Annotated in this window: 15 protein-coding genes; 5 read left to right on the forward strand and 10 right to left on the reverse strand. The window is 52.2% G+C overall.

Annotated features, from left to right (window positions below; translation table 11 throughout):
- Nucleotides 1–74 precede the first annotated feature (74 nt).
- The 3 genes from LQ777_RS21220 (at nucleotide 75) to LQ777_RS21230 (ending at nucleotide 3,747) form a co-directional block, all read left to right on the forward strand.
- Nucleotides 75–923 (forward strand): N-acetylmuramoyl-L-alanine amidase family protein, encoded by an 849-nt coding sequence (locus LQ777_RS21220; protein ID WP_232559938.1) that lies wholly within the window; start codon nucleotides 75–77, stop codon nucleotides 921–923.
- A gap of 169 nt (nucleotides 924–1,092) precedes the next feature.
- On the forward strand, nucleotides 1,093–2,094 hold the full coding sequence (locus tag LQ777_RS21225) for an MlaD family protein (RefSeq protein ID WP_232559939.1): 1,002 nt from the start codon (nucleotides 1,093–1,095) through the stop codon (nucleotides 2,092–2,094).
- Between the two features lie 27 nt (nucleotides 2,095–2,121).
- Nucleotides 2,122–3,747 carry an acyl-CoA carboxylase subunit beta gene (locus tag LQ777_RS21230; RefSeq protein WP_232559940.1) on the forward strand — a complete coding sequence of 542 codons (1,626 nt, stop codon included), beginning with the start codon at nucleotides 2,122–2,124 and terminating at the stop codon, nucleotides 3,745–3,747.
- Nucleotides 3,748–3,841: 94 nt separating this feature from the next.
- On the opposite strand, the gene LQ777_RS21235 is transcribed toward LQ777_RS21230, so the two are convergent.
- The 7 genes from LQ777_RS21235 to LQ777_RS21265 form a co-directional block, all read right to left on the reverse strand.
- Nucleotides 3,842–4,270, reverse strand: a complete 429-nt coding sequence (locus LQ777_RS21235; RefSeq protein WP_232559941.1) for a c-type cytochrome — start codon at nucleotides 4,268–4,270, stop codon at nucleotides 3,842–3,844.
- Nucleotides 4,271–4,286: 16 nt separating this feature from the next.
- On the reverse strand, nucleotides 4,287–4,874 hold the full coding sequence (gene gldD, locus LQ777_RS21240) for a gliding motility lipoprotein GldD (protein WP_232559942.1): 588 nt from the start codon (nucleotides 4,872–4,874) through the stop codon (nucleotides 4,287–4,289).
- A gap of 116 nt (nucleotides 4,875–4,990) precedes the next feature.
- Nucleotides 4,991–5,281, reverse strand: coding sequence for a hypothetical protein (locus tag LQ777_RS21245; protein ID WP_232559943.1), 291 nt, complete (start codon nucleotides 5,279–5,281; stop codon nucleotides 4,991–4,993).
- A 93-nt stretch (nucleotides 5,282–5,374) separates the two neighbouring features.
- Nucleotides 5,375–6,154 (reverse strand): TIGR00266 family protein, encoded by a 780-nt coding sequence (locus LQ777_RS21250; protein WP_232559944.1) that lies wholly within the window; start codon nucleotides 6,152–6,154, stop codon nucleotides 5,375–5,377.
- A 155-nt stretch (nucleotides 6,155–6,309) separates the two neighbouring features.
- Nucleotides 6,310–6,600 carry a hypothetical protein gene (locus LQ777_RS21255; RefSeq protein WP_232559945.1) on the reverse strand — a complete coding sequence of 97 codons (291 nt, stop codon included), beginning with the start codon at nucleotides 6,598–6,600 and terminating at the stop codon, nucleotides 6,310–6,312.
- Nucleotides 6,601–6,654: 54 nt separating this feature from the next.
- Nucleotides 6,655–8,211, reverse strand: a complete 1,557-nt coding sequence (gltX, locus tag LQ777_RS21260; protein ID WP_232559946.1) for a glutamate--tRNA ligase — start codon at nucleotides 8,209–8,211, stop codon at nucleotides 6,655–6,657.
- A gap of 79 nt (nucleotides 8,212–8,290) precedes the next feature.
- Nucleotides 8,291–8,671, reverse strand: a complete 381-nt coding sequence (locus tag LQ777_RS21265) for a Rid family detoxifying hydrolase (protein WP_232559947.1) — start codon at nucleotides 8,669–8,671, stop codon at nucleotides 8,291–8,293.
- Nucleotides 8,672–8,873: 202 nt separating this feature from the next.
- On the opposite strand from LQ777_RS21265, the gene LQ777_RS21270 reads away from it, so the two are divergent.
- Nucleotides 8,874–10,001, forward strand: coding sequence for an App1 family protein (locus LQ777_RS21270; RefSeq protein WP_232559948.1), 1,128 nt, complete (start codon nucleotides 8,874–8,876; stop codon nucleotides 9,999–10,001).
- On the opposite strand, the gene LQ777_RS21275 is transcribed toward LQ777_RS21270, so the two are convergent.
- The 3 genes from LQ777_RS21275 to LQ777_RS21285 all read right to left on the reverse strand — a co-directional run bounded on the left by LQ777_RS21275 (nucleotide 10,002) and on the right by LQ777_RS21285 (nucleotide 14,023).
- Nucleotides 10,002–10,964, reverse strand: coding sequence for a sugar phosphate isomerase/epimerase family protein (locus LQ777_RS21275; protein ID WP_232559949.1), 963 nt, complete (start codon nucleotides 10,962–10,964; stop codon nucleotides 10,002–10,004).
- A gap of 82 nt (nucleotides 10,965–11,046) precedes the next feature.
- A complete protein-coding gene (locus tag LQ777_RS21280; protein ID WP_232559950.1) occupies nucleotides 11,047–12,744 on the reverse strand; it encodes a hypothetical protein in 1,698 nt (565 codons plus the stop codon).
- Between the two features lie 28 nt (nucleotides 12,745–12,772).
- Nucleotides 12,773–14,023, reverse strand: coding sequence for a hypothetical protein (locus tag LQ777_RS21285; RefSeq protein ID WP_232559951.1), 1,251 nt, complete (start codon nucleotides 14,021–14,023; stop codon nucleotides 12,773–12,775).
- 265 nt (nucleotides 14,024–14,288) lie between these two features.
- Here LQ777_RS21285 and LQ777_RS21290 point away from each other — a divergent pair, with 265 nt between their 5' ends.
- Nucleotides 14,289–14,909 carry a hypothetical protein gene (locus LQ777_RS21290; RefSeq protein ID WP_232559952.1) on the forward strand — a complete coding sequence of 207 codons (621 nt, stop codon included), beginning with the start codon at nucleotides 14,289–14,291 and terminating at the stop codon, nucleotides 14,907–14,909.
- Nucleotides 14,910–14,915 lie beyond the last annotated feature (6 nt).

The following is a 14,915-nucleotide window of genomic DNA, read 5'->3' on the forward strand; positions in this document are numbered from 1 at the left end:
CCTTGAAACGTTTTTGGCCGTTAAAAATTATTAAATCAACACGTGTTCGGTTCACTCGTCCGACTCCCGGAAAAGTGACATCACTTCTGTTGGGAACATTACCGCTACTGGCACTAACCGTACTTCCCGCTCCCGATGCTGTTTTTCAGGACCAGAAGCAAGATACCGTTCGCCGGAACGACGCACAAGAACCCGACGTTACTAACGACGCACCGAACCAGCTTCGTACAGTGGTGCTGGATGCTGGTCACGGCGGTAAAGATCCCGGCTGTCTTGGACGAAAAACGCGTGAGTCACGCGTTGTATTGAAGCTCGTTCTGGAACTGGGACGTAAAATTAAGCAAGAGATGCCGAAGATACGGGTTATTTATACGCGTTCTTCGGACCATTTCGTCGAATTAGCCGAACGGTCAGCTATCGCGAACCGCAACCGGGCCGATCTGTTCATTTCGATTCATTGCAACGCCAGCCCGTCATCGAGCCGGGTGTATGGTACCGAAACGTACACGATGGGTCTTCACAAAACCCAGGGCAATCTGGACGTTGCCAAACGCGAAAACTCGGTTATTCTGAAAGAGGACAATTACCAGCAGACCTACAAAGGATTTAATCCGAATTCTCCGCTGGCGCATATCATGCTCGCGAACTACCAACATGCCTTCATGGGAAGCAGCATCAACTTCGCCGAAAAGGTCGAACGTAGTTTCCGCAGCAGTGCCGACCGGAAAAGTAACGGTGTAAAGCAGGCAGGTTTCGTTGTGCTCTGGCGTACTACCATGCCCAGCGTTTTGATCGAAGCGGGTTATCTGACGAATCCAACGGAAGAAGTTTATTTGATGTCGGAAGAAGGGCAGGAAGAAATTGCCAGTGCTATCTACAAAGCCTTTGCACAGTACAAGCAGGAGATTGAAGCGGGTGGCTAGCGAGCACAGGATGCCTGATTAATTTACGGAGAGCAACCGTTTACTAACTGTCCGCTAGGTACCGTTCAGCGAAAATCCCATCTTCGCGGGACAAACGGATGCCGAAATTGGTTATATCCTTAATCAATTGATTGGCGAGGCCCGTTGGGTTGTTCACCTTCACACACGCATGAAAATTTCTCAGGAAGTAAAAGTTGGTTTGCTTGCCGTCATCTCCTTGATGATGTTGTATTTCGGGTTCGAATTTTTGAAAGGTTCAGACTTTTTTTCCTCGACGCGCAAGTACCAGGTTGTCTACGATAACATTGATGGTTTGACGGCCTCCAATCCAGTGCGCATTAATGGCTTATCCGTCGGACAGGTCAAAGGCATTGAGATCTTACAGGATCAGGGCAACAAATTACTCGTTACGCTGGAACTCCGTAACGATCTTCTGATCACCCAAGGAACGAAAGCGGTTCTAGCCGACGATGGCCTGCTGGGTGGAAAAACCATTCTCCTGACGATCAACCCTGGTGCGCCTGCTCTGGAAGACGGTGGCAAACTGGTTGCGGCCAAAGAATCTGGCCTGTCCGCCTTGATTCGGGAAAAAACGCTGCCCGTTTTGAACAACGTCGATTCATTGACCTTTCAGCTAAACCGCATCGTCGCCCAGTTTGATCAGACGGGTGTCGTGCTCAATCAAACCCTCAAAAGCGCCAATGCTGCCGTTGGTGCGCTTGGGACGACAGTTGCTGAGAACCGCGCGGGGTTGCAGGCAACGCTGGCCAACGTCAATAAGCTATCGGCGTCGCTCATCGAAACCGAAAAGCAGCTCAAACCGATTCTGGCTAAGGCCGATACCTTCGCCGATTCGCTACAAGGTCTTCAACTGAAACAAACACTCGGTAGCGTCAACAAAACCGTCGATAATCTGCAACGTCTTTTGGCCGATATCAACCAGGGTCGCGGCTCATTGGGTAAGCTGGCGTCGGACGAAGCGCTGTACAGTAATGTCAACAAAACCACGGCCAGCCTCGAAAAGCTGTTGACCGATCTGCGCGAGAACCCAAAACGGTACGTACACTTCTCGCTTTTTGGTCGGAAAGACAAAGGCAAACCGGATCAACCTGCCAGTACGACGGTAACTACGTCTACCGCTGTTCCCGCACCAGCCGATTCGACCCGGTAGAGACGGCCCTCTACAACTGACTATTCCATGCAATCCTTCATCGACGAACTCAATCAGCGCACGGCTCAGACGCAGTTGGGCGGTGGTCAAAAAAAAATTGACGATCAGCACCGCAAAGGTAAGCTGACCGCCCGCGAACGCATCGCGTACCTCACCGACACCGACCGTCCTTTTGTGGAGATCGGTTTGTTTACGGGCGAAGGTATGTACGCCGAACACGGCGGTTGCCCGTCAGGTGGCGTCGTTGTTGGCGTCGGTTATGTGTCGGGGCGACAATGCGTTATCGTCGCGAACGATGCGACCGTAAAAGCCGGGGCCTGGTTTCCAATCACAGCGAAAAAGAACCTTCGGGCGCAGGAGATCGCAATGGAGAACCACCTGCCCATCATATATCTGGTCGATAGTGCGGGCGTGTATTTACCTTTACAGGACGAGGTATTTGCGGACAAAGAGCATTTTGGCCGGACCTTCCGGAATAATGCCCAGCTTTCGGCGATGGGGATTTTGCAGGTAGCAGCCATTATGGGAAGCTGCGTAGCGGGTGGCGCTTATCTACCCATCATGTCCGACGAAGCACTCATTGTTGAAGGAACGGGCTCCATTTTCCTGGCGGGTCCTTACCTCGTCAAAGCGTCCATCGGTGAAGATGTCGATGCCGAAATACTCGGCGGAGCAACTACTCATACCGACATTTCGGGCGTTGTGGATAACAAATATCCGGATGACCAAAGCTGTCTGGATGCAATCAAACGCATTTTCGACAAAATCGGCCATCGGGAAACGGCTGGTTTCGACCGCGTAACTCCCGCCCTTCCGACCAAGAATCCCGAAGAAATCTACCAGATTCTGCCTACCGACCGGGTAAAACCGTACGACATGCAGGAAATTGTGGATAGACTTGTGGATAACTCGGTGTTTGATGCGTATAAACCTGGTTATGGACAGTCGCTGATCTGCGGTTACGCCCGTATTGATGGTTGGGCGGTAGGCATTGTCGCCAACCAACGCAAGGTCGTCAAAGCCAAAGGGCGCACCGGCCCCGGAATGTCGGATCGGGCTACTGAAATGCAGATGGGTGGCGTCATCTACGGCGATGCTGCCGACAAAGCCGCCCGCTTCATCATGAACTGCAACCAGAAACGAATTCCGCTGGTGTTCTTGCAGGATGTTTCGGGCTTTATGGTGGGCAGTCGGGCCGAGCAGGGCGGCATCATCAAAGACGGGGCTAAAATGGTCAGTGCGATGGCGAACTCGGTGGTACCTAAGTTTACGGTCGTCGTTGGCAACTCCTACGGCGCGGGCAACTACGCCATGTGCGGGAAAGCCTACGATCCCCGGCTGATGCTGGCCTGGCCAACGGCGCAAATGGCGGTGATGAGCGGGGCTTCGGCGGCCAAAACCCTCCTGCAAATTCAGGTAGCGGCTCAGAAAGCAAAAGGCCAGCCCATGACACCCGAGGAGGAAAAGGCACAGTTGACCAAGATCACGGATCAGTACAACGCTCAGCTTTCGCCGTATTACGCAGCAGCCCGGCTGTGGGTCGATGCGGTCATCGACCCGCTCCAAACCCGGCAGATTCTATCTGAAGGCATTGCAGCCGCTAACCACGCTCCCATTACCAAACCGTTTTCGGTTGGTGTGATTCAAACGTAAAAATGGGGTGATTGATTCATGATTTCATACGCCATATCTTGGAGATATGGCGTATGAAATCATGAATCAATCACCCCGCAAATCACCTTCCTGCTCACTTACCGGAGCGAACGGCCTTTACTTCGTCGGCGGTGACGGCACTGGCTTTGTTGCCGAAGTTGCTCCGCACGTACGTCAGCACATCGGCAATCTGCTGATCGTTCAGAAAATCATGCGCGGGCATGGCATTGTCGTACATATCCCCTTCGATTTCCTGACCCTGCAATCCTTTCAGCAACACATTGATGAGCCGGGTTTTATCACCCAAAACCCAATCCGTTTCGCGCAGGGGCGGGTTCAGGTTTGGTACGCCGGAACCGTTGCTCTGGTGGCAGGTCAGGCAGTTTTGTTCGTAGATCACCTGACCCGGCAGTTTGGTCGTTGCTGTAGCAGGCTTAGGCGCAGCTTTAGCCGCTGGCTTTTTGTTTTGCCCAACCGCGATGGACGCTGACAGACAAGCGAAAAGAATAAACAGTTGTTTCATGCGGTTGATAAAAGAGTTATTTACGCCATTTCAGGGTATTCAGCAAATGGATTATATCCTTGCGAATGTACTGAATAACGGGCTGTAGAGAATCGTTTTCTGTGGCGGTGTTGAAGTACAATGCACCACGCAGGAAATGCCTTGTCGAATCGGTCGTTATGAACTGAACCTGGCTCGGTACATCACCGGACAAATCGATGATACTGGCTTCCAGACCCGATTTGAGCCGGACCTTTTTTTCCTCGATGGCGTACGCCTTGATGTTATGACGGGCAGCCAACTTATAGGAATCTTCCAGCATCGACCTCAACCGATTAATGTTGTTATTGACAGGCTTGTAAGTCAATTGGACGCTGGCATGGTAAGCTGGATAGTTGATAAAAATCCAGTCTGGCTCCGAGCGGGCAAAGGTATCGGGCAGGATACGGGCAACTTTGTTGTATTCAAACTGATACGGGTGCGTCGGCGCCAGAAGCGTATACTGCGTAGCGGGCAAATCGAAGCGCGGGTACCCTTTCGGTTTGGGTGTATAATTCTCGGAATCCTTGCTACCACAGGCCGCAGCAAACAGGCCAACAAGCCCTATAAAAAGATATCTAGCCAACGTATAAATCAGGTAAACCGGACGCCGACATCCGAGTTGAAACTATGCGTACGCAAACAACGAAAAAGCCCGGCTGTTTGGTGCAGGGCTTTCCGACTATGTATGCTAACGCGTAATCAGGCATTTGCGTTTTCCAATTCTTCCTGCCGCACGGGTTGCCCCAGCAGCGTAGCAAAACGGTTGATATTGAACGTAGGCTCAAACCACACTTCGCCCATGACGGGATGCTTGACGGGCACGTCGGGGTTCTGAATTTCGTTCAGCAATACACCGGTTTCGCCCGTTGTGTGGCGCTTAACCTGCCGAATCGTATACAGTTGGTCCCGCTTTGGGGTCTGAACGCCAAATTCAGCGTAGAAAGCCAGTACAGGCGCGGGAAAATTGTCGTTTGTGCAGATGACTTCCATAAAACTTTGAACGATAATCGGTCTGATTTCAGTGATAACGCTGGCGACTAAGCAAGGTTTATCAGCCAATTTGTATCACAACTCAAAGACAAATTAATCTTCAAACAAATTCCCTAACTGACCCAACACGGAGCCGCTTTCTTTATTGGCCAGTCCGCCATTCGGTGCTAACCGTTGTACCAGTTTAGAAATCGGCATTGACTGAATCCACACTTTACCCGTACCACGGAGCGTGGCCAGAAATAACCCTTCGCCCCCGAAGATCATGCTTTTCAAACCACCCGCCCGCTGAATATCGAAGCTGATACTCGGTTCAAAACCAACGACGCAACCCGTATCAACACGCAGCGTTTCATTGTTCAGCGTTCGCTCAACGACTACCCCACCAGCGTGAATAAAAGCCAAGCCATCACCCTGGATTTTTTGCAGAATAAAGCCTTCTCCTCCAAAAAAACCGGCTCCCAGCCGTTGGTTAAACTGAACACTTAAGCGGGTTCCTAACGCGGCACAGAGAAATGAATCTTTCTGAACGATCAGCGTATTGCCGAACGCATTGGCCAGATTGATCGGCATAACCGTACCCGGATAAGGAGCCGAGAAAGCCACTTTTCGTTTGCCCACGCCCCGGTTGGTGAAGTGCGTCATAAACAACGACTCCCCGGTAACCATGCGCGATCCGGCTTGCATCAGCCTGCCCAGAAAACCCTGGTCTGGCTGCGAGCCGTCGCCCATTTTTGTTTCGAACGTAATACCGTCTTCCATGAACAGCATGGAACCGGCTTCGGCGATAACGGTTTCGTTTGGATCTAACTCGATTTCAACGATCTGAATGTCTTCCCCAATAATTTTGTAATCAATCTCGTGAGAGTTCATGCGACGAGTGGTTCGTGGTTAATCTGACGGGTACGTCAGTGGGTTATTGATTGGCGAAAACTACAAAAAGAGCTGGATTCTACGGACGGTTATTCGTACAAACGGCATAAAAAAAAGCCCGACCGGGCTTTTTGGCGGGTCGGGCTCGTTGGCTTTTAGCGTTGATTTATATCATCCGGCAGATCGTTGTCGGTTTCGTCGAAGAGCCGCTCTTCATCCGAATCCTCATCCTTTTCGTCCGGCCCATTATCTCCTTTGAGGTTCAGATCCGTCCGATGGCGCAGCTTCTTGTCGTCAACCGTCTTATTCAGAAACTGGTTGATCTTGTCGATATCAAAACTCGTCGTGATTTCGCCAAACGAGTTAATCTGAATATCAAACCCTTCGAGTTCTTTATGAACGCGTGGTTTATCGTTTTCGTCAGGATTGGTTTTCTTCTTTGCCATGAGCGTCTGTAATGAGCGTGCTATTCGTTTACAACTCGAAAACACTATCGACGGTTAACGAGCGGACGTATTCAATGTACCAAGCGCTTGCTCCAGTCGTTTTACCGTTTCGCCCTTGCCGATAATTTCCATCGTCAACATGAGGTCCGGTCCTGCACCCAGTCCGGTCAGGGCTAAGCGCATAGCCTGCATAATTTTTCCTTGTTTGATGCCAGCCTGCTGCATAGCGTCGCCCAGCGTGTGCTTGATGGCATCCGCCACAAACGCACCGTCGAATGTCTGTAACGCATCCCGAAAAGCAGTCACGGCCCGAACGGCATCGTCGTTCCATTTGGCAGTAGCAATTGCTTCGTCGTAGGTCGTTGGTGCGTTGAAGATGGTCCCTGCTTCATCAAAGATCTCGCGCGCAAAATTGACCCGCCCCTTCAGGAGTGCCACAATTTTTTCGGCTTTCTCCAACGAGCAGTCAAAACCAGCGGCTTCGGCCTGTTGCTGAACGGTTGGAGCCAGTTCCGCGTCGGGACGCTGACGAACGTATTGGTGGTTGAACCACTGCGCTTTCTGGATGTCGAAACGCGCTCCGGCTTTATGGACCTGCGTCAGATCGAAGCTGGCAATCAGTTCGTCCATCGTAAACAGCTCCTGCTCGGTACCGGGGTTCCATCCCAGCAAAGCAAGAAAATTGACCGTCGCTTCGGGCAGATAGCCATCCTCCCGGAACCCGCGCGCCACCTGTCCCGTGAACGGATCAGTCCATTGCAGCGGAAAAATCGGAAAACCGCCCAGATCGGCATCGCGCTTGCTGAGCTTACCATTGCCTTCGGGCTTGAGCAGCAGCGGTAAATGGGCAAATTGCGGCATGGTGTCTTCCCAGCCCAGATAGCGGTACAACAAAACATGCAACGGTGCCGACGGTAGCCACTCTTCACCCCGAATGACGTGCGTAATCCCCATCAGGTGATCGTCCACAATGTTAGCGAGGTGATAGGTCGGCAGACCATCTGACTTGAGCAGTACTTTATCGTCAATAGCCGACGAATGTACATTGACCCATCCCCGAATCAAATCATTCAGACGCACTTCTTCCTTGCGCGGGGTTTTCAACCGGATTACATACGGCTCTCCGGCGTCCATCCGCGCCCGAACGTCGTCGGGTTTCATGGTCAGCGAATTTCGCATCTGCATCCGGGTAATGGCATTGTATTGCGCAGCAGGTGCGTTCGCTTCTTCCAGCCGTTTCCGCATAGCGTCCAGTTCTTCCGCCGTATCGAACGCGTAATAGGCTTTCCCTTCGTCAACCAGACGCTGCGCTTCTTTCTGGTAAATGTCGCGTCGTTCCGACTGCCGGTATGGCGCGTGTGGTCCCGGTCCGTCGCCGTGGTCGACACCCTGGCCTTCGTCGATCTCGATACCCACCCACCGAAGCGATTCGAGAATGTACTCTTCAGCGCCGGGCACAAATCGATTCTGGTCGGTATCTTCGATACGAAGAAGCATTTTTCCGCCCATTTTTCGGGCGAACAAGTAATTATAAAGTGCCGTTCGTACCCCACCAATGTGCAGGGGGCCAGTCGGACTTGGTGCGAAACGAACGCGGACAGGTGTTTGCATTTTGTATAGTGAGCGAATGCGTGATTGAGTGATGCTTCTTAAACTAATCGGCTCAACCACCCGCTTCCTCGGTCAGTCGTTAAATAGCGATTACTGAAATTTCAACATTCACGTCTTTGGGCAACCGGGCCACTTCGACGGTTTCGCGGGCGGGCGGTTCGCTGGTGAAATAGCGTCCATACACTTCGTTGATAGCCGCAAAATTGTTCATGTCTTTTACGAAAATACTCGACTTGACAATGTTGGTATAATCTTTACCAGCCGCTTTCAGGATGGCTCCGATATTTTCCATGACCTGCTTCGTCTCGGCCTGAATGTCGCCCAGCGGAGCCAATTCAATAGCTACCTGACCTGAAACGAACAGCATGCTCGCTGCCGAAGCTAAATCAACTTTTACCGCCTGACTATAAGGCCCGATGGGTGCTGGAGCCTGCTCCGTATAAACAATTTGTTTGCTCATAGTTTTATCAATAATAAGCGACGTTGGATCGGGGCGTGTTAAACGCATCCCGTATTGCGAATCGCTCTTTTGGTCCGCAAGTTACCACCAAACCAGCGGATGGCCGAAAAACCGCTCACGATCTTCGATAAAAACCCTATCGTGGATGGTGATGCGATCAGCCTGATGCGAACCTGTAGAAAGATTACCAACCAACTTCTCGATGACTACCTGGAAAGATTTTTTTACGAGTGTATCGGATGATACAGAAACCCAGTTCGACCGGCTCAAGAACCGACTCTTCGGACGGTTGGACGCAAAAAAGCCGTACAAAATCGTCTACTACCGAGGCTTTGGCAGCCCAACAGCCGTTTGGCTTAAAGGGCGCGTACTGCGCGAACGGGATCTAAGTACACCAAGCGACAACGATACGTTCTGGCAAAATCTTTTAGCGACCTACCAGCGTTTTAATAGCGATGAAGTGCCCGGCGTAACGGTGCGGATTGACGCCTTCGATCAGTCATACACCACCACTACGGACAAAGAAGGGTATTTCGACATAACGATCAACCCGCCCGATGATTTACCGCCGGGCCGGGCCTGGTTTCCGGTTCGGTATTCGCTGGACGGCGTCACGCAACCGACCGGAGAAGCGGTAGAGAAGGATGGCTACCTGATGATTTCACCGTTGTACAGTCAGTTTGGCGTTATCTCCGACATTGACGACACCGTACTCGTAACGGGGGCAACGAGTCTTTTACAAACGGCCCGGCTGACGTTTCTGGGTAATGCGTATACCCGCCTTCCCTTCGCCGGAGTAGCAGCTTTTTACCGGGCGTTGCAGAGCGGTCCGGTCACGACCTTGTTTAACCCAATTTATTTTGTGTCGAGCAGCCCGTGGAATTTGTACGATCTACTGGTCGATTTCTTCCGCATTCAGGGCGTACCCAAAGGACCAATCCTGCTCCGCGATCTGGGCTTCAACCCCGAGCTGTTGTCGTCTCAATCGCATCACACGCACAAGCTGGCGATGATCAAAAAGATCCTTGATGTCAACCCACAGCTTCCGTTCGTGCTGATTGGCGACAGCGGCCAGCAGGACCCCGAAATCTATGCGCAGGTTGTTCGCGACAATCCGGGGCGGATTCGAGCCATTTATATTCGCGACGTTTCCGTCGATATGCGCGATGAAGCGGTCCGAGAGCTGATCCGAACGACGGAAGCCTATCAGGTGCCGATGCTTCTGGTTCCCGACACGGTCGAAGCCGCCGAACACGCAGCTTCGCTGGGTTTGATCGACCCGGATACCATTCCGGAAATCCGGGCCGACCGACGCGCCGACGAAGAATAGCTAAACGCCAGCGATCATTTTTTTCATCTTTTCCATCGACGTTTTCGCCACCGTCATAGCGTCCTGCGCGTAGTAGTTTTTGTTAAAAACTTCCAGCGATAGAATAATCGACTTGCTGGGATCTTTGATTTTAGTCAACGTTTCCTTGATGGGAGCCACACCATCGCCAGGGTACACCCGATCCGCATCGACAATAGCCTGCCGGGTCATGTTGGCCGGGTAATCGTTGACGTGAAAAACCTCGATGCCGGGTTTACCGATCAACGGCAAGCTGTCGATGCTGGAACCGCCTTTGAAGATGTGGTAAATATCGAGTAGAAGCCGTGCTGACGGGTGGCCGCTTTCGATGGCTACGTACATTACGTCGCTCAGACGGCTCAGATTTTTGGAAAAGCCCCACATCTCCAGCTGCGGTACTACGCCCGTTTGATCGCCCAGTTCCAGGATAGCGCGATACCGTTCGGCGGCTTTACGCAGATCGATAACCGGCGCGTCGGGTGCTTGTGCACCAACCGACGGGGTAGCTACGCGTTTGCAACCGACCTGCGCTAACAGTTCCATCTCGCGCTTCATCTGTTCGACTCCTTTAGCCCGAACCGTTTCGTCATCGACAATCCAGGGCGCGAAGCCAATGGCATTTTCGATGCGAATACCCAGATCAGACAGGCGCTTTCGGGCATCGGCTACGGTTCCGCCCGATTTAACGTATTCCTGTAAGCTATCGATCCAGACCTCAACGGAGCGAAAACCGGCTTTGGAAGCTGTTTCCAGCTCCTTGACAAAACCTAACTTGTGCCCCCGCAGGGTACTCATATTCAGGCAAGGCGTAAACGGTGGCGGACCAGCCATTGGAGCCGTTTGCGGAAAGGCAGACTGAGTGGTTGCCGAAGCAGGTGTAACCGATGCGCCAACGGCAGCAGTCAACGTCGTCAGTAGCTGGCGACGAGTCACGGATTGGGCCATAAACGTAAGATCGTGCAGGTTGTTTTGGATTATGATACCGAATTCTAGTAATCCAAAACAGAAAACCCGCCTAACCTACTGTTTACAGCAGCGGTTCGTTAACCTGCGTATCAAATACACCCGTCAGAACCCGACCGTTCCGCTTGACCTGCACCCAGATGCGGTAGTGCCCCGCTCGGGGGAATGCGTACGGAAACTCAACCATGTTGTTGGTCTTCATGGTATGGTTCATCGCAGGCATACCGGCCATCAGTAACTTGTTTTTTTCGGCTTCGGGCAAGGTTTTCAGCCTGGCGATGTAGGTATCAATGCTGTCCCGAAATTTCACCGCGTCTGGGTACTGGAACGTGCGGGCAGTATCGCTAATCCGTCCGACCAGTGATCCTTCGGCAGCCATCGAGTACGTTCCAACCGGATGTAAGTGGATGTACACCGTTCCGTCCGAACGCAGAATAGCGGCATGTCCGCCCATACCGAGGTAAGGTTCCAGCGGAGCCGCTTTTCCCTGCGCATCCGCAACGGCAAATTTCAGGTTGTACAACTTACCAGCCTCCAACACCTGGCTCTTCTTATCCATCCAGACCATACTTGAACCGTCTTCGAGTTTTGTGCTGGCACCGGGCTTGCCACAAACGACCATATCGTTGTCCAGATGCGGCACATTCACGGAAGCGGCTTTTACGCCCATTGGCTCCGTTACCAGCCAGCTATCATCCGGGTCGGACGGTTTGGCTGCGGCAGCCGCTTCGGCGCTGATTTTTAAAGACGGTACATCGACGGTGTCGGTCAGGGTTTCGGCAAAACCATTTCGATAGACGACATCGGCGTAAAGCAGGTATTTACCGCCCGGCAGCGCTGGTAAAGCTGCATCGTAGTGCAGCGTATCGCGTCGGTTCGGATGCAGGTGGGCGAAAGCATCCAGATTCGGTGTCCGGATCAGAAACAAATGCATTAGTTTCCCGTGATCAGGCAATACGTAGCTTAGGTTACGCCGTTTCTGCCAGTCGTTTGCAAAACCGGTTGTATCCACCTGGATCGTCAATTGCCGCTGTGCGTCAGCAACACGCACCGAAGCATTAATCGGTAAAGCCCGGTAAAGCTGCTCCGTTCGATAAGCCTCGGCGGTACTGTTCCACCAAGAGCGCCAGCCTGTCAGCATCAACGCAACGACAACCAGCCCAACGCCCATACCCGTCACCCGACGTCGACGAAGACCGGCTACAGCGGATTGACCGGGCACAACGACACCATCGGCATTGCTGGCTCCAATAATGGTAATCAGCATAACAATGAGCAACAAGCCCATAGCCGCCAGCCCCCAACCCGTCCCGGCAGGCATCTCACGCAACGCTGTAGCTACAGCCGCTACCGGAACAACGACTTGCTGTTTGCCATCGGGACCATCGATGCTAATTTCTACACTCGATGAACCGGAACTCATCAGCCACACGTCGGCCTCGTACTGATTCGTACCTACCGGTACAAGTACATCATGCGTGGGTGCTCCTTTGTCACCGGAGTTGAAATAAATAGGCCGCGCTCCCAGGCTGCTAACGCGCCCCTGCTCGACGAATACCGTTACTTTGGCCGTTCCGGGCACTACATCGGGCGGGTTTACCTGAATCAGCAATTGGTATTTACCCGCTTTTTTCTGCACGATTACCCCCGAACTACCGACGTGGGCGTTGGCTGTGATCGACAGGCAAACAAATAATAAGATTGTATATAGATGTATGATCCAGCCTGATCCGCTTTTCTGCAGGCGTTGATTACGCTTCATAATGATTGGTTTCGTCTGTCTAACTTCTCTACCGTACCACTCGTTTCATCCAATTTCCCCAAAGCAGACCGACACGAGCCGAAAGCGTAGCGTAGAGCAAAGCCTTACCGAAACCCATCCAGAAAGCCGCGGGCGACTGCATGTTCCAGGGAGCATAATCGTAACGGTATTTCCAGTCAGGAGAATTATCATAACTCCAGGAATACGACAGAAAGAAGCCATTACGAGCGTACGGCGACTTCAACAAAAATTCTCCAAAGGGCCACTGAACCGCCAGCAACACAAGTAGAAATACGACAGCATACAAGGCGGCCAGCACCCAATCGTTTAGTTTACGTTTCCCGTTATTGGCCGTATCGAAGCGATGCATTAGCCAGTCGAGTACCAGGGCGGGTACAACTAGCAGTACCGGAAAGATAAACGGCTGGTAATGCGTAATGGGGTTGTTGATCGGTCCCAGCCGGGGAGTGGCCGAAAAATTCTGTAGCACCCAGCTAGGCGCTAGCATACCTAGGGCGTAAATCGCGGTGATGATCGTGAGCGGCCAGCGCAAGAGCGACGCCCGCGCAACGGCCAGCAAAAAGAACGGGAAAATAATCGCCCCCGTGACGTAGTACCCTGACGAATGAGTCTCGTGCCTCCCCATCGATTCAGTCGTGAGTGTGTTGAGCATCATCAGCAACAGACCTGCCGAAATCGCGAACAACCATTTCAGGCGTGTAGCCTGCCGTTCGCTATCCGAATTGTGGATGAGGGATTTACCCCGATACTGATTCTGCAAAGACAGCACCCCAACCAGTGCGCCAAACTGAACGGTCATAATACCGATGGCTAAAATCGTGTGGGGCGGGGTCAGAATCTGAACGTCGAGTCCGTAGGTATTATGCCACCAGTCGTCGAAAGGAGCCGATGTCAGCATAGCCAGTGCTCCCCATACGCTGAACATAGCCCCCAGCGGTCCGTAGAAAACACCCCAGAAGGGAACAGCAGCCGAACGACCGGGATGGTTTTTGGTCAGCGTAAGGTTAAGAATCTGGTAGGCCGAAAACAGCCCTGACACAATCGCTCCAACGTAGATAACTACGTGCGGAGGAGCCAGCAGGCCATCACGCCCAATGCTCATGTGCCACATAATGTCCCACAGCAGTCCCATTACGACGCAGAAGGACGAAAAAACAACCGCGTAAATGTAAACGGGTATGCCTAGCCGCCAACCCGCAAGCCGGGTTGATGAAGACGCCCGCACAGATGGTATTGATGACGATATTGCGGATTCCATAAAAGGATTCGTAAAGGTTTGGCTAACAAGGCTGAAAATTACGAAAACGTCATCAGCTAGCCTAAAAATAATCCTACCAATTGCTAAGTCTCAGGGGCACTAGCAATCTTGTCTTTCAGGTAAGTAACGATCAGCAACCGATCGACCACGCCTGCTAATCTTACTTTCTTCATAATACCCCTTTTGACTAGACTGAGTGAATGGGATACAGATCCGTTTATTTATGACGTTATTTGCACAACCGTACGCATTCCTCTTCATCCCTATGCTTCGCTTCCCTTCACCGGTACGTTCGTCAGCGCTTGTCGCAAAAGCCTTTTTTGTCCTGCTTAGTCTGTGCATGAGCGCCTGCGTACCCGATTTTCTGCTCTCCAATCCCGATTGGGTGGTTATCGAAGAGGGCGAGCACGAGCCTATGCCGAAGCGAAAGGTAGGGCTGTTAATAAGCCCCGGCCAGATAACCGCCGAAGTGACCTTCGACAGTAGCTGTGTGTACGATATTGGCGCGGTCGATGCCGACGACTGGAACAAAGTAATTGGATTAGGTTTCGTGGGATCGAAAGATCAGCCGCTGGACGGTGTTCCTCCGCATCAGGTCGACGGCGCACGGGTCGGCTGGCGTTATAATCCAAAGACCAAACGTATCGACCTGGGAGCCTATGCCTATGTAGCGGGCAAACGCGTTGACTTCAAAGTAGCCGAAACAGCCATCAATCAGCCCACTCGGCTGACAATAAAAATCGACTATGACCGCAAAGTATACCAGATATTGGGTGGTCAGCCAATTGCGTTCACGCACGATAAATCGTTTGCTTACGCCACCGGGCTTTACTTCGGCGGTAGCCAGCCAGCACCACACCGGATCAAAGTGAAAATTGTGGATTAGGGCCGT

This window comes from Spirosoma oryzicola (assembly GCF_021233055.1).
GTDB lineage: Bacteria > Bacteroidota > Bacteroidia > Cytophagales > Spirosomataceae > Spirosoma > Spirosoma oryzicola.

Coding starts and splice junctions, on each gene's coding strand:
- LQ777_RS21265 (WP_232559947.1), bottom strand. CDS start 8,671: ATGAGCAAACAAATTGTTTATACGGAGCAGGCTCCAGCACCCATCGGG.
- LQ777_RS21280 (WP_232559950.1), bottom strand. CDS start 12,744: ATGAAGCGTAATCAACGCCTGCAGAAAAGCGGATCAGGCTGGATCATA.
- LQ777_RS21275 (WP_232559949.1), bottom strand. CDS start 10,964: ATGGCCCAATCCGTGACTCGTCGCCAGCTACTGACGACGTTGACTGCT.
- LQ777_RS21235 (WP_232559941.1), bottom strand. CDS start 4,270: ATGAAACAACTGTTTATTCTTTTCGCTTGTCTGTCAGCGTCCATCGCG.
- LQ777_RS21245 (WP_232559943.1), bottom strand. CDS start 5,281: ATGGAAGTCATCTGCACAAACGACAATTTTCCCGCGCCTGTACTGGCT.
- LQ777_RS21225 (WP_232559939.1), top strand. CDS start 1,093: ATGAAAATTTCTCAGGAAGTAAAAGTTGGTTTGCTTGCCGTCATCTCC.
- gltX (WP_232559946.1), bottom strand. CDS start 8,211: ATGCAAACACCTGTCCGCGTTCGTTTCGCACCAAGTCCGACTGGCCCC.
- LQ777_RS21230 (WP_232559940.1), top strand. CDS start 2,122: ATGCAATCCTTCATCGACGAACTCAATCAGCGCACGGCTCAGACGCAG.
- LQ777_RS21250 (WP_232559944.1), bottom strand. CDS start 6,154: ATGAACTCTCACGAGATTGATTACAAAATTATTGGGGAAGACATTCAG.
- LQ777_RS21285 (WP_232559951.1), bottom strand. CDS start 14,023: ATGGAATCCGCAATATCGTCATCAATACCATCTGTGCGGGCGTCTTCA.
- LQ777_RS21255 (WP_232559945.1), bottom strand. CDS start 6,600: ATGGCAAAGAAGAAAACCAATCCTGACGAAAACGATAAACCACGCGTT.
- LQ777_RS21270 (WP_232559948.1), top strand. CDS start 8,874: ATGACTACCTGGAAAGATTTTTTTACGAGTGTATCGGATGATACAGAA.
- LQ777_RS21290 (WP_232559952.1), top strand. CDS start 14,289: ATGCTTCGCTTCCCTTCACCGGTACGTTCGTCAGCGCTTGTCGCAAAA.